General features: G+C 69.9%; 18 protein-coding genes. 11 read left to right on the forward strand and 7 right to left on the reverse strand.

Features of this window, described 5'->3' with window-relative positions:
- Nucleotides 1-6: 6 nt before the first annotated feature.
- On the reverse strand, nucleotides 7-744 hold the full coding sequence (locus PY257_RS14715) for a GNAT family N-acetyltransferase (protein WP_275743156.1): 738 nt from the start codon (nucleotides 742-744) through the stop codon (nucleotides 7-9).
- Between the two features lie 152 nt (nucleotides 745-896).
- Nucleotides 897-1,370 carry an Lrp/AsnC family transcriptional regulator gene (locus PY257_RS14720; RefSeq protein ID WP_275743158.1) on the reverse strand — a complete coding sequence of 158 codons (474 nt, stop codon included), beginning with the start codon at nucleotides 1,368-1,370 and terminating at the stop codon, nucleotides 897-899.
- A gap of 129 nt (nucleotides 1,371-1,499) precedes the next feature.
- Here PY257_RS14720 and hppD point away from each other — a divergent pair, with 129 nt between their 5' ends.
- Together hppD and phhA are read left to right on the forward strand one after the other, a co-directional pair.
- On the forward strand, nucleotides 1,500-2,627 hold the full coding sequence (gene hppD / locus PY257_RS14725; RefSeq protein WP_275743159.1) for a 4-hydroxyphenylpyruvate dioxygenase: 1,128 nt from the start codon (nucleotides 1,500-1,502) through the stop codon (nucleotides 2,625-2,627).
- A gap of 111 nt (nucleotides 2,628-2,738) precedes the next feature.
- On the forward strand, nucleotides 2,739-3,611 hold the full coding sequence (gene phhA, locus PY257_RS14730) for a phenylalanine 4-monooxygenase (RefSeq protein WP_275743161.1): 873 nt from the start codon (nucleotides 2,739-2,741) through the stop codon (nucleotides 3,609-3,611).
- A 5-nt stretch (nucleotides 3,612-3,616) separates the two neighbouring features.
- Here phhA and PY257_RS14735 read toward each other — a convergent pair whose 3' ends face one another.
- On the reverse strand, nucleotides 3,617-4,516 hold the full coding sequence (locus PY257_RS14735; protein ID WP_275743163.1) for an esterase/lipase family protein: 900 nt from the start codon (nucleotides 4,514-4,516) through the stop codon (nucleotides 3,617-3,619).
- Between the two features lie 186 nt (nucleotides 4,517-4,702).
- Here PY257_RS14735 and PY257_RS14740 point away from each other — a divergent pair, with 186 nt between their 5' ends.
- Nucleotides 4,703-5,629, forward strand: a complete 927-nt coding sequence (locus PY257_RS14740; protein WP_275743165.1) for an MBL fold metallo-hydrolase — start codon at nucleotides 4,703-4,705, stop codon at nucleotides 5,627-5,629.
- A 109-nt stretch (nucleotides 5,630-5,738) separates the two neighbouring features.
- On the opposite strand, the gene PY257_RS14745 is transcribed toward PY257_RS14740, so the two are convergent.
- Nucleotides 5,739-7,727 (reverse strand): lytic transglycosylase domain-containing protein, encoded by a 1,989-nt coding sequence (locus PY257_RS14745; protein ID WP_275743168.1) that lies wholly within the window; start codon nucleotides 7,725-7,727, stop codon nucleotides 5,739-5,741.
- Nucleotides 7,728-7,737: 10 nt separating this feature from the next.
- Between PY257_RS14745 and PY257_RS14750 the strand changes: the two genes are divergently transcribed.
- Nucleotides 7,738-8,313 (forward strand): 5-formyltetrahydrofolate cyclo-ligase, encoded by a 576-nt coding sequence (locus PY257_RS14750; protein WP_275743170.1) that lies wholly within the window; start codon nucleotides 7,738-7,740, stop codon nucleotides 8,311-8,313.
- Nucleotides 8,314-8,367: 54 nt separating this feature from the next.
- On the opposite strand, the gene PY257_RS14755 is transcribed toward PY257_RS14750, so the two are convergent.
- From PY257_RS14755 to PY257_RS14765, 3 genes are read right to left on the reverse strand one after another with little or no spacing between them, the layout of a single operon-like run.
- The gene (locus PY257_RS14755) at nucleotides 8,368-9,789 is read right to left on the reverse strand and encodes a sensor histidine kinase (RefSeq protein ID WP_345799251.1); all 1,422 of its coding nucleotides are present in this window, start codon (nucleotides 9,787-9,789) and stop codon (nucleotides 8,368-8,370) included.
- Nucleotides 9,786-10,445, reverse strand: coding sequence for a response regulator transcription factor (locus PY257_RS14760; RefSeq protein ID WP_275743172.1), 660 nt, complete (start codon nucleotides 10,443-10,445; stop codon nucleotides 9,786-9,788). Before PY257_RS14760 ends, PY257_RS14755 begins: the two co-directional genes overlap by 4 nt.
- Nucleotides 10,446-10,474: 29 nt before the next feature.
- Nucleotides 10,475-10,771 (reverse strand): PepSY domain-containing protein, encoded by a 297-nt coding sequence (locus PY257_RS14765; protein ID WP_345799252.1) that lies wholly within the window; start codon nucleotides 10,769-10,771, stop codon nucleotides 10,475-10,477.
- 459 nt (nucleotides 10,772-11,230) lie between these two features.
- Between PY257_RS14765 and PY257_RS14770 the strand changes: the two genes are divergently transcribed.
- The 7 genes from PY257_RS14770 (at nucleotide 11,231) to otsA (ending at nucleotide 18,529) form a co-directional block, all read left to right on the forward strand.
- Nucleotides 11,231-11,677: a DUF1924 domain-containing protein gene (locus tag PY257_RS14770; RefSeq protein ID WP_419095722.1), complete on the forward strand. Its 447-nt coding sequence runs from the start codon at nucleotides 11,231-11,233 to the stop codon at nucleotides 11,675-11,677.
- Between the two features lie 29 nt (nucleotides 11,678-11,706).
- The gene (locus tag PY257_RS14775; RefSeq protein ID WP_275743177.1) at nucleotides 11,707-12,270 is read left to right on the forward strand and encodes a diheme cytochrome c; all 564 of its coding nucleotides are present in this window, start codon (nucleotides 11,707-11,709) and stop codon (nucleotides 12,268-12,270) included.
- 21 nt (nucleotides 12,271-12,291) lie between these two features.
- A complete protein-coding gene (locus PY257_RS14780) occupies nucleotides 12,292-13,035 on the forward strand; it encodes a cytochrome b/b6 domain-containing protein (RefSeq protein WP_275743179.1) in 744 nt (247 codons plus the stop codon).
- A gap of 149 nt (nucleotides 13,036-13,184) precedes the next feature.
- Nucleotides 13,185-14,429, forward strand: a complete 1,245-nt coding sequence (locus tag PY257_RS14785) for a multifunctional CCA addition/repair protein (protein ID WP_275743181.1) — start codon at nucleotides 13,185-13,187, stop codon at nucleotides 14,427-14,429.
- A 98-nt stretch (nucleotides 14,430-14,527) separates the two neighbouring features.
- Complete coding sequence (gene otsB / locus PY257_RS14790) at nucleotides 14,528-15,304, forward strand: trehalose-phosphatase (RefSeq protein ID WP_275743183.1); 777 nt, start codon at nucleotides 14,528-14,530, stop codon at nucleotides 15,302-15,304.
- On the forward strand, nucleotides 15,297-17,132 hold the full coding sequence (locus PY257_RS14795) for a glycoside hydrolase family 15 protein (RefSeq protein ID WP_275743185.1): 1,836 nt from the start codon (nucleotides 15,297-15,299) through the stop codon (nucleotides 17,130-17,132). The genes otsB and PY257_RS14795 overlap by 8 nt, the downstream gene beginning before the upstream one ends.
- Nucleotides 17,133-17,149: 17 nt before the next feature.
- The gene (otsA, locus tag PY257_RS14800; protein WP_275743187.1) at nucleotides 17,150-18,529 is read left to right on the forward strand and encodes an alpha,alpha-trehalose-phosphate synthase (UDP-forming); all 1,380 of its coding nucleotides are present in this window, start codon (nucleotides 17,150-17,152) and stop codon (nucleotides 18,527-18,529) included.
- Nucleotides 18,530-18,646 lie beyond the last annotated feature (117 nt).

Raw genomic sequence — 18,646 nt, forward strand, 5'->3', positions numbered from 1 at the left:
CCACGCCTACTGGGCCGACTTGTGGCGCCCCTGGCGCATGCCGCGGCGGACTTCCTGCATGCCCGCGAGCATGTTCCGGAACTGCTGGGCCTGCACCTTGAGGCCGTAGTCCACCTCGGCGAACTGCTCCTCGACGAACTGGGCCATGCGCGTGTCCAGGCTGGCGGGCGGCAGCTTGAGGTAGGCATCGGACTCGCTGCCGTCGCGCTGCACGCTGGCGCCCGCGTTGCGGGCGATCTTGAGCATGGCCGTGTTCTCGCTGAGCGCGTGGATGAACAGCATGTGCACGCCCGCATTGCGCGCGTGCATCACCGCGCGGTCGAACAGCCGCCCGCCAAAGCCGCGCCCGCGCGCCTGCTTAAGCACGGACACGCCGAACTCCGCGCAACTGTCGAGTTTCGGGTCGGGCGAATAGGCCAGGTGGGCCATGGCGATGAGTTCGAGGCGGCGGTTGTAGATGCCGAAGATCTCGTCGCGGTCGAAGTCGAGGTGCTCCGTGTAGCGGCGGATATGCTCGTCGCTGGCGGCGTAGCCGAAGCGCAGGTAGCGGTCGGCGGGGTCGAGCGCCAGCAGATGCGCGGTGATGCGCTCGCGGTGGGCGGGGCCGAGGGAACGGATGGGCACCATGACGGGAATGGCGGCGCTGCTGCGGCTGTGCGCCATGGGCGTTGGGTCTGCCATGGGGTACAGCATACGGCGGCCCGCTTCGAGCGAGGCCTGCCAAAACGTCTTGGGTGCGAACATGGCGCAAATATAAGGGTTTTCCCTAGCAGCACCAAGACCGTTTGTCGCAATGCACAAAACTCCTGGGGTTTATGTATCAAAAATGCTCCTGGCGCTTGTTCCACCTGCGCTGGTAGCTATTGAAATAATAGCAATCGACAGCCCATCCGCGCCTACACCGGCAGCGCAGTGGTTGCCTTCAGCCGGTCCAGCACGAAGCTCGTCTTGCAGTCCTGCACGCTCGGGTGCTTGAGCAGCGTTTCCATGATGAAGCGGCTGTAGTGCGCCATGTCGGCCACCACCACGCGCAGCAGGTAGTCCATCTCGCCCGTGAGGGCCGCGCATTCCACCACCTCGGGCCAGGTCTGCACGCTGGCGCGAAACAGGTCCATGGGGTTGCGCTTGTGGCTTTCGGTGTGCTTTTCCAGGCGCACGTTCAGGTAGGCCGTCAGGCTCAGGCCCACGGCCTCGGGCCGCACCAGGGCGGCGTAGCAGTCGATCACGCCGGCCTCTTCCAGCCGCTTCACGCGGCGCAGCACGGCGCTCGGCGACAGGCCCACGGCCTCGGCGATCTGGTCGTAGGTCGCGCGGCCATCGGCCTGCAGGCTGCGCAGGATCTGGCGGTCGAGCTTGTCGAGTGCTTCCATGTACCGCATTTTGCAGTTTTCCTGCACTGGCGGCACATATCACACCCGTTTTTGCAGAAAACATGAGGCCGTACGCCCCTACAGTGCAACGATCCCCATCGCATCCTGCCCATATCACGGAGACACGCCATGAACGCCGCCCTGCCCGCACAAGCCACCGCCCCGCTCGCCGCCTGGGACAACCCCATGGGCACCGACGGTTTCGAGTTCATCGAATACGCCGCGCCCGATCCCGCCGCCATGGGCCAGGTGTTCGAGCGCATGGGCTTCAGGCCCGTGGCCCGGCACCGCCACAAGAACGTGACGCTGTACCGCCAGGGCGGAATCAACTTCCTGCTCAACGCCGAGCCCGACTCGTTCGCCCAGCGCTTCGCCCGCCTGCACGGGCCCAGCATCTGCGCCATCGCGTTCCGCGTGCAGGACGCCAAGGCCGCCTACGAGCGCGCCATCGGCCTGGGCGCCTGGGGCTACGCGGGCACGGCGGGGCCGGGCGAGCTGAACATCCCGGCCATCAAGGGCATCGGCGACAGCCTGATCTACCTGGTGGACCGCTGGCGCGGCAAGAACGGCGCGCAGCCGGGCGACATCGGCAACATCGGCTTCTTCGACGTGGACTTCGAATCGCTGCCGGGCATCACGGCACAGGAGGCGCTCAACCCGCGGGGCCATGGCCTGACCTACATCGACCACCTCACGCACAACGTGCACCGGGGCCGCATGGCCGAGTGGGCCGACTTCTACGAGCGGCTGTTCAACTTCCGCGAGATCAAGTACTTCGACATCGAGGGCCAGGTGACGGGCGTGAAGAGCAAGGCCATGACCAGCCCCTGCGGCAAGATCCGCATCCCGATCAACGAAGAGGGCAAGGACAAACCCGGCCAGATCCAGGAATACCTGGACATGTACCACGGCGAGGGCATCCAGCACATCGCCATGGGCTCGGACGACCTGTACGCCACGGTGGACGCGCTGCGCGCGGGCGGCGTGAAGCTGCTCGACACCATCGACACCTACTACGAGCTGGTGGACCAGCGTATTCCGGGCCACGGCGAGAGCGTGGCCGAACTGCAGCGCCGCAAGATCCTGATCGACGGCAAGAAGGATGCGATCCTGCTGCAGATCTTCAGCGAGAACCAGCTCGGGCCGATCTTCTTCGAGTTCATCCAGCGCAAGGGCGACGACGGCTTCGGCAACGGCAACTTCAAGGCGCTGTTCGAGAGCATCGAGCTGGACCAGATGCGCCGTGGCGTGCTATGACCTGCCCCCGTTGCTTGCTCACTTCATCATGTAGCCGCCTCCCCCCTCATGGGGGCAACGCCAGCGGCCCGGCAAAGCCGGCTGCGCGGTGTTCCTGAACGGAGGGGCAACATGGTGGTCAACCCTGTTGTCTACGGCGCGAGCGAGCGCCCGCCGCGCGGCGACTACGCCCGTGCATCCGGCGACTACACCTGCGCGCAGGACTACGCGGCCTACACGGCGCGCGACCACGACACCTACCGGCGCCTGTACGAGCGCCAGTGCGCCCTGCTGCCGGGGCTGGCGAGCCAGGCGTTCATCGACGCGCTGCCCGCGCTCGGCGCGCGCGCGGCCATCCCGCGCTTCGACGACATCAACGACCGGCTCTACCGGGCCACGCGCTGGCAGATCGTGGCCGTGCCGGGGCTGATACCGGAGGTGCCGTTCTTCTCGCTGCTGGCGCAGCGCAAGTTTCCGGTGACCGACTGGATTCGCACGCCCGCGGAGTTCGACTACGTGGTCGAGCCCGACATCTTCCACGACCTGTTCGGCCACGTGCCGCTGCTGTTCAACCCGGTGTTCGCCGACTACATCCAGTGCTACGGCCAGGGCGGGCTCAAGGCCCACGGCCTGGGCGCGTGCGAGTTGCTGTCGCGCGTGTACTGGTACACGATCGAGTTCGGTCTGGTGCGCGAGGCGCGGGGCCTGCGGGCCTATGGCGCGGGCATCCTGAGCTCTGCCGGCGAACTGCCCTATTCGGTGCAAAGCCCCCGGCCGCAGCGGCTGCTGCTGGACGTGGAGCGCGCCATGCGCACGCGCTACCGCATCGACGACTTCCAGGAAACGTACTTCGTGCTCGACGGCCTCGACGGCCTGCTGCGGCTGGCCGGGCAGGACTTCGCGCCCCTGTATGCGCGCATCCGCGGCCTGCCGGAGTTCACCCCCGGCGAGGCCGCGCCGGGCGACAGGCCCGTGCCCGCCGATGACGGCGCGGGGCCTGGCTGACCGGGTCAAGCCGCGCATTCGTCGAGCACCGCCCGCATGACCTGTGGGTGGAACGCCATGCCCACGTGCGCCACGCCGGCGATGAAGCGGTTGTCCGCGCCGGCCAGCGTGGCCGTGGAAGCCGGGAACACCACGTTGTCGCAGTTGGAGTACCAGCAGGTGAAAAGCGCCGCGCGGCCCGCCGGCTCATGCGCGCGCAGCGCGCGCAGCCACGGGCCCCGGCGCCGCATCTGGCGGACATTCTCGCGCCCGCTGAAGCGCGCCAGCCAGGTGCCGTGGTGCGGCGCGCCGATGGTGACGATGCGCCGCACGCGCGCCGCCGCATCGGGCCACGCGCGCAGCCAGGCGCGCGCCGCCAGTCCGCCCATGCTGTGGCACACCAGCACCGGCGGCAGTCCGGTGGCCGCCGTGGCGCGGCGCACCGCCGCGTCGATGGTGGCGGCATAGCCGTCGATGGGGCCGAACGGCGGCTCCAGGTTCACCGCGATGCAGACCTGCCCGCGCGCGCGCAGGGCCTGCAGCCACGGGTTCCAGAAACCCCGGTTGCACAGATAGCCGTGCACCAGCACCACCCCGCGCTGCGGCGCGCCGGGGCCGGGCGACAGCAGGTCGGGCACGGCGTTGGCGCGCAACGGCTGGCGCCAGTAGAAGACGCGCGGCGACATGCCCGCCTCGCCCCACCAGGCGCGCAGCACCTGGGCCAGGCTGGCGCGCGGCGCGGGGTCGCCGCGGTTGGCCCAGTGCATCAGCGCGCACTCGGCGCCCAGCACCGCCGCGTAGCCGAACAAGATGAGCAGCGCGCCAGCGGCCGCCAGCAGCGGCCAGCGCGGCAGCGCCCACGCCAGCCATGCGGCCAGCGCCGCCAGCAGCACCGCCATCAGCGCGCGCTGCAACCGCGCCGTCATGCGGCACGCCGCGGCGTGGGCCCCGGCACCGGGGCAGGCCCGGTGGCGGCCCGCACAGGCGGCTTGGACAATGGGCGTGTACGATTCGCAAGAGAAGACGACATGCCTGTATTCTCACGCAAGCATCCTTGCCGCCTCCGCCGGGCCAAGCCCGCCGTACTCCCGAAACCATAGCTTCCACCGCCCATGCGACAAGCGCTACCGCCCACAATGGCCGTCATCCAGCGGGGCTGGCTGTCGGCCAACGGCGTGTTCTTCGCGGGCCGCGCGGGCACGGCGCTGGTGGACACGGGCTACTGCACCCATGCCGCGCAGACGCTGGCGCTGGTGCGCGCGGCGCTGGCCGGCGCCAGCGGCGGGCCGCTGGGGCGCATCCTCAACACCCACTTGCACAGCGACCACTGCGGCGGCAACGCCGCGCTGCAGGCCGCCTGGCCCGAGGTGCAAACGCTGATACCGCCCGGCCAGGCCGCGCTTGTGCGCGGCTGGGACGCCGACGCGCTGGGCTACATCCCTACCGGGCAGGACTGCCCGCGCTTCCGCTACGACGCGCTGCTGGAGCCCGGCACCACCGTGGCCCTGGGCGACCGGGCCTGGCAGGTGCATGCCGCGCCGGGCCACGATCCGCATGCGGTGCTGCTGTTCGAGCCCGCCTCGCGCACGCTGATCTCGGGCGACGCGCTGTGGGAGCACGGCTTCGGCGTGGTGTTCCCCGAGCTGGAGGGCGCCAGCGCATTCGCCGACGTGGGGGCCACGCTGGACTTGATAGAGCGCCTGGCGCCGGCCACTGTCGTGCCGGGGCACGGCGCGGCGTTCACCGACGCGGCGCGCGCGCTCGGCGCGGCGCGGCGCCGGCTCGACGGCTTCGTGCGCGAGCCGCGCCGCCACGCGCTCTACGCGGCCAAGGTGCTGCTCAAGTACAAGCTGCTCGAATGGCAGCGCATCGGCCTGCCGGCGCTGCGGGCCTGGGTGCAGGCCACGCCCTACTTCGGGCTATTGCATGCGCGCCACTTCGCCGGGGAGCCGCGCGAGGCATGGCTGGAGCGGCTGCTGGACGACCTTGCCGGCTCCGGCGCGCTGCGGCGCGAGGGCGGCATGCTGGTCAACCTGTAGCGCTGCGCCGGGCATTTTCCGCGACACGGAAAATGCCATGGACCCAGGGAGTATGCCTCTAACTCTGGCTTTCTGCCTGCGGTGGCGCATTGCAGCAGGGGGAGTATCCTCACGGAAGATCCTTGTTCGGCTCGGACCGGCCCGCGTCGCGCGGGCCGATGGTGCCGAGCCGGCTTTTCAGCGACTGCGGCTGCCCCGTGATGAGCGCGGCATAGTTCGTGGTGTTGGCCAGCACCTTCTTCACGTAGTCGCGCGTTTCGGCAAAGGGCACGTTCTCGGCCCAGATGGCGGCGTCGAGCACCGGGCCATTGCGCCAGATGCGCGGGCGGCCCGGGCCGGCGTTGTAGGCGGCGGCGGCCAGCGCCATGGAGCCGTCGAAGTCGTCGAGCGCGAGCTTCAGGTAGGCCGTGCCGATGGCGATGTTGGTGTCGTGCTCGGTGAGCTGGCTGGGCGTGAAGCCGGACAGGCCGATCTTCTTGGCCGTCCAGCGCGCGGTGGCGGGCATGACCTGCATCAGCCCCGAGGCGCCCACGCCCGAGCGCGCGTTCATGATGAAGCGGCTTTCCTGGCGGATCAGGCCGTACACGTAGGCCGGCTCCAGGCCGATCTCCGCCGCGCGCTTGAGCACCGCATCGCGAAACGGCATGGGAAAGCGCTGCGCCATGTCGACCACGTCGCGCGTGCGCTCGCTGGTGTTGATGCAGCGGTCCCACACCTCGCGCTGGCAGGCGAAGTCCGCCGCGGCCAGCAGGGCGCGGTCGTCCATGCCGCCGGGAGTGTGCAGGTTGATGGTGTAGTTCCACTCGCGCACGCCTTCGCTGCGCAGGCCCAGGGTGATGGCGTACACGGCGCGGTTCAGGCCGGGGTTGAGGCGCGCGGCCTCCTTCTCCTCGGGCGTGGGCGGCGGCGGGGCCGGCGGCACGGCGATGGGCCGGCCCAGGTCTTCCAGCGCGAGCTGCTCGTAGAAGCCGCGCGGGCTGGCGATGGATTCGAGCCACTGGCGCGCCTGCGCCCGCTCGGCTTCGCCGGGGCGCTGGGCCAGCACGGCGCGGGCGCGCCAGTAGACCCAGGCGCTGTCTTTCTGCGCCTCGGGGCCCATGGCCTCCACGGCCTTCTGCACCACGCGCCACTGGCCCGCGCGCAGGGCGGCGCGCACCTTCCAGGCCAGCAGGTCGTCGTTGAGGTCGGCGTCGCGCGCCACGTTGGCGAAGTACTGCGCCGCCTGCGGCGACAGGCGCTGCGCCGCCTGCTTGCCGATCACGGCCCAGAGCCAGTTGCGCTCCTCGGGCGTGAGCTGCACGCTCCATTTGCTGTCGAGCAGCGCGGCGGTGGCGTCCGGGTCGTTGGCGGCGGCCTTGACCAGCGCCAGCGCCACCAGTTCGCGGCGCAGGCGCGTGTTGGCGGTGGCGCGCCTGGAGAGGAAGCGCACGGGGTTGTCGGTGAGCTCGCGCAACTGGCCGAGCGCCTCGGGCGCGGCGATGGCCACGGCGTTGCGCGCGGCGCGCGGACGGTTGGCCTCCAGCGCCAGGCGGGCCTTGCGCCACACGTCGAGCGCGTCGAACCGCTTTTCGGCGGCGAAGCGGTCCACCGCGGTGGTGCAGCCGTCGTCGGCCTCGCGCAGCGCGAACCAGTTGCGGCGGATCTCGTCGGCCGCCTCGGCGCCGTAGCGGCCCGTCTGCAGCGCATCGACCAGCAGCGCGTAGCAGCGCACCTCGCGGTCGTCGGACATGCGGTACTGCGGGTGCTGGGTGGCAAAGGCGCCCCAGTCGCGGCGCTGGCCCAGCAGCAGCAGCCAGTCGTTGCGCAGCCGGTCTTCCTGGTAGGTGCCGGCATAGCGGGCGAAGAAGGCGGCCACCTCGTCGGGGCTGGCGGTGTCGAGCCGCGCGCGCAGCTCCCAGTAGGCGGCCCAGGGCTCCAGCACATGGCCGCGCGCCTGGGGCAGCAGCGCGGCGAGCTTCTTGGCGTCGTTCTTGCGAAACGCCTGCGCCATGTCGAGCAGCACATCGTCGGCGGGGTTCTGCGCCCATGAAAAAGCAGGCGCCAGGGCCAGCAGCGCAGCCGCCGCCAGCAGTGTCAGAATCTTTGGAAATCGGACCATGGGAGAAATTATGGACAAAACCGCCTTGCGGCAGGCACTGATAGCACAACGCCTGGACATGCCCGACCGCCTACAGCGCGCCGACGCATTGCAGCAGGTGATGCGCATCTGGCTCGTGGGGCGGCCCGACACGGTGATCGGCGCGTACTGGCCGATCAAGGGCGAGTTCGACCCGCTGCCCGCGCTGCACCGCTGGAAGGAGGACGGCGAACTGCAGGGCGAGCCAGAGCGCCGCCGCATCGGCATGCCGGTGGTGGACAAGGTGCACAAGACGCTGACCTTCCACGCCTGGTACCCCGGCTGCCCGATGGAGGAGGACGCCTACGGCATCCCCAAGCCCAAGGATACCGAGCTGATCGTGCCCACGCTGCTGTTCGTGCCCTGCCTGGGCTACGGGCCCGGCGGCTACCGGTTGGGCTATGGCGGCGGTTTCTACGACCGCACGCTGGCCGCGCTGGAGCCCAAGCCCTTCACCGTGGGGCTGGGCTTCACGCAGGGCTTCGTGGACGAATTCGAGCCCGAGCCGCACGACATGCCGCTGGACGCCATATTGAACGACAACGGCGTGGTGTGGCCGGTGGGGTGAGTGCCTGCAAGCATTAGCGTTCAAGGATGCCGGCAAGAAGGTGTCGCCATCCATTCAGCCTGCCGCCGGCAGATGGATCTGCACGCGCACGCCACCCAGGGCGGAGGTTTGCAGTTCGATGTCACCGCCGTATATCTGTACCAACTCGGCCACGATCGCCAGACCCAGCCCGGAGCCGGGCACGGACTCGTCGATGCGCACGCCACGCGCCATCACGGCGGCCCGGCGGGAGGCTTCGATGCCCGGCCCGTCGTCTTCGATGCACACGCAAAGCCGTGGCGGCAAGGGAGATGGCACCAGCGCCGCACTCACTTTCACGGTCGTCCGGGCCCATTTGCAGGCGTTGTCCAGTATGTTGCCCAGCATCTCCTGCAGGTCCTGCTCTTCCCCCGAGAAAGCCCAGGTGCCGGGCAGTTCTTCGCTGGCGATGGTGAGCCCGCGCCCGGCATGCACCCGCCGCATGACGCGAATGAGGCCCGCGACCACCGGCGCCAGCGGCGTGCGCAGGCCGGGCATGCGCAGGGCCGCCGCCGCGCGCGCGCGCGCCAGATGCCAATCGACCTGCCGGCGTGCGACGTCGACCTGTTCCTGCACCAGCCGGGCCAATGCGCCCACGGGGGCCGCCGCAGCATCGAGCGGGACGGGCGCCTGCTTCAAGGCTTGCCCGGCGGCCTGGCCCAGTACCGCCAGAGGCGTTTTGATGGCATGCGCCAGGTTGCCCGCGTGCGTGCGTGCACGGGCCGCCACTTCGGCATTGCGCTCCAGTACGCTGTTGAAATCATCGATCAGCGGCTGCACCTCCGCCGGAAAGTTGCCTTCCAGCCGCTGCTCCCGACCTTCTCGCACCGCGGCGAGAGAGCGTTGCAGTGCGCGCAGCGGCGACAGGCCCACCCCCACCTGCGCCAGCGCCGCCAGCACCAACAGCGCGAGCAACACCGCCAGCGAGGCAGCCAATACGCCGGCAAAGCCGCCGACAGCCTCCTCGAGCGCCTGGGTGTCGGCCGCGACGATCAGCCGCCAGACGGTTTGCGGGTCATCCGAGGACTGGACGGAGCGTTCGAGCATCAGCACCGGCACACCCAGCGGGCCGGTGCCCCGGTGCACGTGGAGTCCGCCGTGCGCCAGCGCATCGGTCTGTAGTTGCAGCGTGGTATCCCACAACGAGCGTGAGCGCAGCACGCCCGAGCGTCCGATGCCGTCGATTTGCCAGTAAAGGCCCGAATACGGTTTTTGCCAGCGCGGGTCGGAGAGAGTCCGGCCATCGAGCACGGGCTCCCCCGCCGCACCGAATTCCAGACGGGCAGTAAGTTGGTCGAGCTGCTGTGCGAGGCTTGCCTGGAACTGCCGTGTCACATGGTCGCGAAACAGGTCGGCGAGCGCGAAGCCCGCCAGCAGCAGCGCCAGGACGATGCCGACCAGGGTGGCCGCCAGCAGGCGAAAGCGCAGTGAAGACACCCAATGGGGCGGCGCCATCATGGCAGCACCAGCCGATAGCCCAGCCCGCGCACGGTCTCGATCAACTCGGAAGGCAGCTTCTTGCGCAGGCGGGCCACGAACACCTCGATGGTGTTGGAGTCGCGGTCGAAGTCCTGGGCGTAGATGTGCTCGGTGAGTTCGGTGCGCGAGACCACGCTCCCCGGATGGTGCATCAGGTACGACAGCACCCTGAACTCGTGGCTGGTGAGATGCACGGGCTGCCCGGCAAGCGTCACCCGGCTGCTGCGCGTATCGAGCGCGAGCGGCCCGCAGGTCAGCATGGGCGACGCCAGCCCGCTGGCGCGCCGGATCAGCCCGCGCAGGCGGGCCAGCAACTCCTCCATGTGGAAGGGCTTGGTCAGATAGTCGTCGGCGCCGGCGTCGATGCCCGCCACCTTCTCGTGCCAGTTGTCACGGGCGGTCAGAATCAGTACCGGCATGCCGAGCCCCGCGTCGCGCCAGCGCTTGAGCACCGTGATGCCATCGAGCATGGGCAGCCCGAGGTCAAGCACCACGGCATCGAAGGGCTCGGACTCGCCCAGATGCTGCGCGTCGCGACCATTGTCGGCGGCGTCCACCGCATAGCCGGCGTCTTCCAGCGCGGCGCGCAGTTGCGCCTGCAACGTGGGTTCGTCCTCAACGATCAGGATGCGCATGCAGTGTTGGGCACCGGCCGGCGCATGGGTCAGCGCGCGCCATCCCGATGCCGTTGGCGCTCGGATGTCTTTTCCTTGCGGCTGAGCACGCGCGCGCTCTTCGCATCGACTTTGAACTCGACCAGTTGGCCGCCGGCTTGCAGCAGCTTGATTTCGTAGAGCCACTGGCCGTCTTCGCGCTCCAAATCCACTTCCATGACCTGCCCAGGCTGCTCGCGCTCCAGGCGTTCGAGCAAGGTGCGCAGCGGCAGGATCTGGCCCGCCTCGACGGCCTGACGCGCCCGGTCGTGGTCGCCTTCGTCCCTGGCATGGGCTGGCGTGCTCATGCCACTCACCGCGGCGACAAGCAGCAGGGCAGGCGCACGAGGCACAAGGAAGCGGCTTGAGCACGAAAACATGACAGGGAACCTCTAAACCGCCGTTTTCAGCCCATCACTGGCCGAGATTGCTTGCAATTGTCGGGTCTGCTCATTTTTTGAGCAAACCCGTCTCTTTTCGGCGGGCTTTTCATGCCCCATTTCTCATGCATTCGGCCAAACTTGATGGCGCCGCGGGCCTGGGACTTGCTCATCGGGTGATTATCGCGTTGGCTGCGGCGGTGCTGGGTGGGAGACGGTTTTTAGAGCCCCCGAAAGCGGGGCTGGTGTTGAGCGGCTGCTGTTGGACGGCTGATCGAGAACCGCATCGTCCCCGACGCGTTCTGAACGCCACATGAACACCTCCTTCAGACTCGGTGCAAGTGGCCGGATGCAGGATGGCGGCACCAACGCAAAAAGACCCCCACCATGTTCGACCCGTGCGCACGCGCAGCACCGATGCAGCGCTTCACCAGCCCCACCCTCGTTTCCATTCTGGCGCTCGCCGCCATGCTGGCCTTTACCAGCGCGGCCCGGGCGGGTGACACCACGGCCACCCAGCAACTCAACTTCTGGAGCGCACAGGCCGGCGCGCCTGGCGATGCCGGGAAGGGGCGCGTTTTCTTCGGCGCCCGGCACGGCGGGGAATGGTCTTGCACATCGTGCCACGGCACGCCGCCGACTGGCCAGGGCAAGCATGCCACCACCGGCAAGACCATCCCGCCGCTCGCTCCCGCTTTCAACCCCAAGGCTTTCACCGACACCGCGCGCGTGGAGAAGTGGTTTCGCCGCAATTGCAAAGACGTGCTCAGCCGCGAATGCAGCGCCGCCGAGAAGGCCGACGTACTCGCCTACCTGTTGAGCCTGCAGCCCTGAATACCTGACGAAAGAAAGAGCCAGCCGCCATGGATACCCTCCCTCCGATTCGCCCCGCCGCCCGCAGCGCCATGGCGCTGCGCCTGGTGCTGGGTTCGCTGCTGACGATGCCGTACCTTGCCCTGGTTTCCCAGGCACATGCCGACGATGGCAGCCAGCTTCCGCCCAATGTCCTGCCCGCCTACAAGCAGGAGTGTGCCGCCTGCCATATCGCCTACCCGCCCGCCTTCCTGCCTTCGGGTTCATGGAGCAGCATCATGAACGGGCTGGGCCAGCACTATGGCACCGATGCGTCCCTAGACGAGGCCACCGTCCGGCAGATCAGCGTCTGGCTGCAAGCCCATGCCGGCACCGCCAGGCGCGTGAAGGAGCCGCCGCCCGAAGACCGCATCACCCGCTCGGCCTGGTTCGAACGCAAGCACCGCAAGATCGATCCGCAGGTCTGGAAACACCCGGCCGTCAAGAGCGCGGCCAACTGCGCGGCCTGCCACACCCGCGCCGACAGCGGCGACTACGACGATGACAACGTCGCCTTCCCCGCGAGCCTGGATGCTCGCTATCGCCGCGCCTGGTCCGACAACGACCACCGGTGAACCGCTCGAATGGATCCGCCCATGAACGCAACGCCTCCCATTGCTTCGACATCCGCCCCGTCTCGCCCGGCGACCGTGCGTCCGCGCCGCGTCATCGACGCGCCGACCCGGGTGTTTCACTGGCTGTTCGCCCTGTGCTTTCTCGGGGCCTACCTCACCGCCGACGGCGAACGCTGGCGGCTGCTGCACGTGACGCTGGGCTACACCCTGGCGGGCCTGTTCGCGTTTCGCGTGGCGTGGGGCCTGGCGGGGCCGCGCCACGCGCGCCTGGCGCTCCTGCTGCGCAAGCTCTCCGGCGGCCCGGCATGGCTGAAATCCGCGGCGCGGGGCGGATCATTGGCGGCAATCAACTGGCGCCAGGGCCAGAACCTGCTCATGGCGCTGGCCGTGGCGGCCTTGCTGGCGCTGGTGGTGCCGGTGACGCTCAGCGGCTATGCAACCTACAACGACTGGGGCGGCGAGTGGCTCGAAGACCTGCACGAAGCCGCCGGCGAAACCTTTCTCTGGGTCGTTCTCGCGCACCTGTCACTGATCGCGGGCCTGAGCGTGCTGCGCCGGAAAAACCAGGCTCTGCCCATGCTGACGGGGCACGTGGAAGGCAGCGGGCCCGACCTCGTGCGCAACAACCACAGCGCCATGGCCATCGTTGTCCTGCTGGCCGTCCTGGCGTTCTGGTCCTGGGAGTGGCAACAATCGCCGAATGGGCTGGTGCCGCTCCAGAACGGGGGCGCCATGACCTTGCAGAGCGACCACGATGACGACTGAGCAACCGTCGCCCTTTGTGGCGTACCGCGCGCCCTGGCACGACTGAGCGCCAGTTGTGGCGCGAGGTGGCCGCGAACCTTGGCACAGGGAGCCGGCACGTGGAAGGCCCGCCACGAAGCCTTCGGCACCGCCTCGCTACACTGCGCGGCATGGACATCTACATGGTGGGTGGCGCGGTGCGCGACCGGCTGCTGGGCCGCCCGGTGCACGACCGCGACTGGGTGGTGGTGGGTGCCACGCCCGCGCAGATGGAGGCACTGGGCTACCTGCCCGTCGGGCGCGACTTCCCCGTCTTTCTGCACCCCGCGACACGCGAGGAATACGCCCTGGCGCGCACCGAGCGCAAGAGCGGCCGTGGCTACCGCGGCTTCGTGGTGCAGGCGTCGCCCGAAGTCACGCTCGAAGAAGACCTGGCGCGGCGCGACATTACTATCAATTCCATAGCTGCCGCCGCAGATAATACGGGCGCTGAGGCCATTTTTGACCCTTACGGCGGCACACAGGATATCGAGCACCGCGTGCTGCGCCACGTCTCCGACGCCTTCCGCGAAGACCCGGTGCGCATCCTGCGCGTGGCGCGCTTCGCCGCCCGCTTCACCGACTTCACCGTGGCGCCCGAAACCATGGCGCTGATGCGCGAGATGGTGGCCGCCGGCGAAGCCGACCACCTGGTGCCCGAGCGCGTCTGGCAGGAGCTGGCGCGCGGCCTGATGGAAGAGCGCCCATCGCGCATGCTGGAGGTGCTGCGTGCCTGTGGCGCGCTGGCCGTGCTGCTGCCCGAGGTGGACCGCCTCTGGGGCGTGCCCCAGCCCGCGCAGCACCACCCCGAGGTGGACACGGGCGCGCACCTGCTGCTGGTGCTCGACATGGCCGCGCGGCTGCAAGCGCCGCTGGCGGTGCGCTTCGCCTGCCTGTGCCACGACCTCGGCAAGGGCACCACGCCCGTCGAGCTGCTGCCGCGCCACATCGGCCACGAGGCGCGCGGCGCGCGGCTGCTGCGGGCCCTGTGCGAGCGCCTGCGCGTGCCCACCGACTGCCGCGAGCTGGCCGACGTGGTGGCGCGCGAACACGGCAACATCCACCGCAGCGAGGGGTTGGGCGCCGCCGCGCTGGTGCGGCTGCTGGTGCGCTGCGACGCGCTGCGCAAGCCCGCGCGCTTCGCCGAGGTGCTGCTGGCCTGCGAATGCGATGCGCGGGGCCGCGCCGGCCTGCAGGACGCACCCTACCCGCAGGCCGGGCGCCTGCTGGCCGCGCTGCATGCGGCGCAGGGCGTGGCCACGGCGGACATCGCGGCCCAGGCGCAGGCGCGCGGCCTGCAGGGGCCGCAGGTGGGCGCGCTGATCGAGCAGGCGCGCGTCCGGGCGGTGGCGCAGGCGCTGGAGCTGCCGCACTGACGCGGCTTGCGGCGCGCCGGGCTGCAAGCCCATGCCCGCGCCCCTCGCGATCCGCCGCCGCGCAGCCCGGCGCGCGCAGTGCTGGTAAGGTTGCGGCAATGATTGCGCCTGCTGCCCTGCCCCTGCTGGATGCGCGCTACGCGCTGTTCCTCGACTTCGACGGCACTCTGGTCGACATCGCCCCGCGGCCCGACGCCGTGCGCGTGCCCCCGGGCCTGGCCGGCGCGCTGGGCGCGCTGCAGGCGGCGCTGGGCGGCGCGCTGGCCATTGCCACGGGCCGGCCATTGGCCGACATCGACCGCTTCCTCGCCCCGCTGGTGCTGCCCGCTGCGGGCGAGCACGGCGCGCTGCTGCGCTTCGCCGACGGTCGCACGGAAAACCTCGCGCAGCCGCCCGACCTCGGCCCCGCCCTGGCCGCCGCGCAGGCATTGGTACAGGCCCACCCCGCCCTGCTGCTGGAACGCAAGCAGGCTGGCGTGGCCCTGCATTACCGCCACGCGCCGGAGCTGGAGGCGCTGTGCCGCGCCGCGCTGCTACAAGCCGTGCAGGCCATGCCCGGCATGGCGCTGCTCGAAGGCAAGTGCGTGCTGGAGGTCAAGCTGCGCGGCATCGACAAGGGCCGCGCATTGCAGGCGCTGATGTCCACGCCGCCGTTCGCGGGCCGGGTGCCGGTGTTCGCGGGCGACGACGTGACCGACGAGTCCGCCATCGTCGCCGCGCAGGCGCTCGGCGGCGCCGGCATCAAGGTCGGAGCCGGCGCGAGCGCGGCGGGCTGGCGCTGCAACGACCCGCAGGCCGTGCGCGCCTGGCTGCTGGGCACGGCGCGTGCTTGGGCCCCGGCTGCATCCATTCCCACGGGAGCCCCCCATGCATGACCCCACGGCGGCGGCCCCCGCGCCCGCCCACCGCTTTGGCCCCGCGGCTGCGCCATCGCTGGCGCTGGGCGTGATCGGCAACTGCGCCTTCAGCGCGCTGGTGGACCAGCACGCGCGCATCGTCTGGTGCTGCCTGCCACGCTTCGACGGCGACCCGGTGTTCAGCGCCCTGCTCGACCCCGGCGCGCACGCGAGCGCGTTCGCGTTCGAGTTGGAAAACCAGGTCAGCACGCGCCAGTGGTACGAGCCCAACACCGCCGTGCTGCGCACCCAACTGCTCGACGACCGGGGCCAGGGCATCGAGGTGACGGACTTCTGCCCGCGCTTCTACAGCCGCTCGCGCTTCTTCCGCCCGCTGATGCTGGTGCGCCGCGTGCGGCCCCTGCACGGCTCGCCGCGCGTGCGCGTGAAGGTGGACCTGCGCTACGACTGGGGGCGCGCGGCGCCGCGCATCACGCGCGGCAGCAACCACGTGCGCTTCGTGGGCGAGGCCATGACGCTGCGCCTGAACACCGACGCGCCGATCGACCACATCCTCTCGCACCAGCCGTTCGTGGTGACGCGCGAGTACAACTTCCTGCTCGGCGCCGACGAGACGCTGGCCGACGGCATCGCCGAGACGGCGCGCACGTTCGAGCAGGAAACCGTGACCTACTGGCGCAAGTGGTCGCAGCGCCTGGCCCTGCCGCTCGAATGGCAGGACGCGGTGGTGCGCGCGGCCATCACGCTCAAGCTCTCGCTCTACGAAGAGACGGGCGCCATCGTCGCGGCCATGACCACCAGCATCCCCGAGGCGCCGGGCAGCCAGCGCAACTGGGACTACCGCTACTGCTGGCTGCGCGACGCCTTCTTCGTGGTGCGTGCGCTCAACAGCCTGTCGGAGATCGGCACCATGGAGGACTACCTGCGCTGGCTCTCCAACGTGGTGGTGGCCGCCGACGGCATGCACATCCAGCCCCTGTACGGCATCGGCCTGGAGCGCGAGCTGCAGGAGTCGTTCATCGACGGCCTGCCCGGCTACCGCGGCATGGGCCCGGTGCGCGTAGGCAACCAGGCGCAGGAGCACTTCCAGCACGACGTGTACGGCAACATCGTGCTCGGCTCGGCGCAGGCGTTCCACGACCATCGGCTGCTGCACCGGCCCTCGCAGGCCGAGTTCGCACGGCTCGAACAGGTGGGCGAGCAGGCGGTGCGCGTGTACGGCACGCCCGACGCGGGCATGTGGGAGCTGCGCACGCGCGCGCGCGTGCACACCTCGTCGGCCCTGATGAGCTGGGCCGCCTGCGACCGGCTCGGCAAGATCGCGGCGGCCTGGAACCAGCCCGCGCGCGCCGCCTACTGGCAGGGCCACGCGCAGCGCATGCGCGAGGAGATCCTGGAGCGGTCGTGGAACCCGCAGCGCCAGGCGTTCGCCGAGAGCTTCGGCGGGCGCGACCTCGACGCCAGCGTGCTGCTGATGGCCGAGGTGGGCTTCATCGACCCGAAGGACCCGCGCTTCATATCCACCGTGGACGCGCTCGAGGCCACGCTCTGCGACGGCCCCTACATGCGCCGCTACGAGGCACCCGACGACTTCGGCCGGCCCGAGACGGCGTTCAACATCTGCACCTTCTGGTACATCGACGCGCTGGCGCGCACCGGCCGGCACGAGAAGGCGCGCGCGATCTTCGGCACCATGCTCGCGGCGCGCAACCACCTCGGACTGTTGTCGGAGGATACCCACGCCACCACGCAGGAGATGTGGGGCAACTTCCCGCAGACCTATTCGATGGTGGGCATCATCAACGCCGCGATGCGACTGTCCAAGCCGTGGGATTCGGTGATCTGACCAGGAGACAACAACCCATGAGCCGTCTTGTCGTCGTCTCCAACCGCGTGGCCGACCCGCGCAAGGTGGCCGCGGGCGGGCTCGCGGTGGCGCTGGCCGAGACGCTCAACGAAACCGGTGGCCTGTGGTTCGGCTGGAGCGGCAACATCGTGGAAGGCGGAACGCCCGGCGAGGGCGAATTGCACACGCAGCAGGCCGGCCCGGCCACGCTCGCCACCGTGGACCTGAGCCGCGAGGATCACGACAGCTACTACCAGGGCTACAGCAACGGCGTGCTGTGGCCGGTGTTCCACTACCGCGTGGACCTGGCGGACTTCGACGCCGGCTACATCGCCGGCTACCGCCGTGTGAACCAGATGTTCGCGCGCAAGCTGCTGCCGCTGCTCAAGGACAGCGACACCATCTGGGTGCACGACTACCACCTGATCCCGCTGGCCGCCGAGCTGCGCGCCATGGGCTGCCGGCAGAAGATCGGCTTCTTCCTGCACACCCCGCTGCCGCCGCCGCTGCTGCTGGCCACCATCCCGCAGCAGGACTGGCTGATGCGCGCGCTGTTCGCCTACGACCTGGTGGGCTTCCAGAGCGAAGTGGACCTGTCGCACTTCGCGCGCTACGTCGAGACCGAGGCCGGCGCGCAGCCGCTGGACCGGCACCGCTTCCGCGCCTTCGGCAGCACGCTGGAGGCGCGGGCGTTCCCGATCGGCATCGACGTGGACGAGTTCGCCGCGCTCACGCACGCGCAGGAAGCGCGCGACACCTACGCCAGCACGCGCGAGGAGTACAAGCGCCGCCGCCTGCTGATGGGCGTGGACCGGCTCGACTATTCCAAGGGCATTCCGCACCGCGTGCGCGCCTTCCGCGAGCTGCTGGCCCAGTACCCCGAGAACCGCCACAGCGCCACGCTGATCCAGATCGCCTCGCCCAGCCGCGAAAGCGTGGACGCGTATGCCGACATCCGGCGCGAGCTGGAGCACCTGTGCGGCTCCATCAACGGCGACTACGGCGACCTGGACTGGATGCCGGTGCGCTACATCCACCGCACCATCGCGCGCAAGCGCCTGCCCGGGTTGTACCGCGCCACGCAGGTGGGGCTGGTGACGCCGCTGCGCGACGGCATGAACCTGGTGGCCAAGGAATTCATCGTGGCGCAGGACCCGGCGGACCCGGGCGTGCTGGTGCTCTCGCGCTTCGCCGGCGCGGCGGAGCGGCTGAAGGAGGCGCTGCTGGTCAACCCCTACGACACCCACGGCACGGCGCAGGTCATCCAGCAGGCGCTGCAGATGCCGCGCGAAGAACGCCAGCAGCGCCACCAGAAGCTGCTGCAGCGCGTGCGCGACGAGGACGTGCACTGGTGGCGGCGCAGCTTTTTGCAGGCGCTGGCCGCGGCGGGCGGGTGATTGAACCTAGAAACGGCAGTTGACCGCTTTGCATCCCTTGCCAGGCCGCAGGAAATCGAGCGTTGCCGGCTTCGACGGGGTTCACCTCGTGGGTGAGAGCGCCATGCACCTGCCAGC

Source organism: Curvibacter soli (assembly GCF_029211125.1).
Classification (GTDB): domain Bacteria; phylum Pseudomonadota; class Gammaproteobacteria; order Burkholderiales; family Burkholderiaceae_C; genus Curvibacter_A; species Curvibacter_A soli.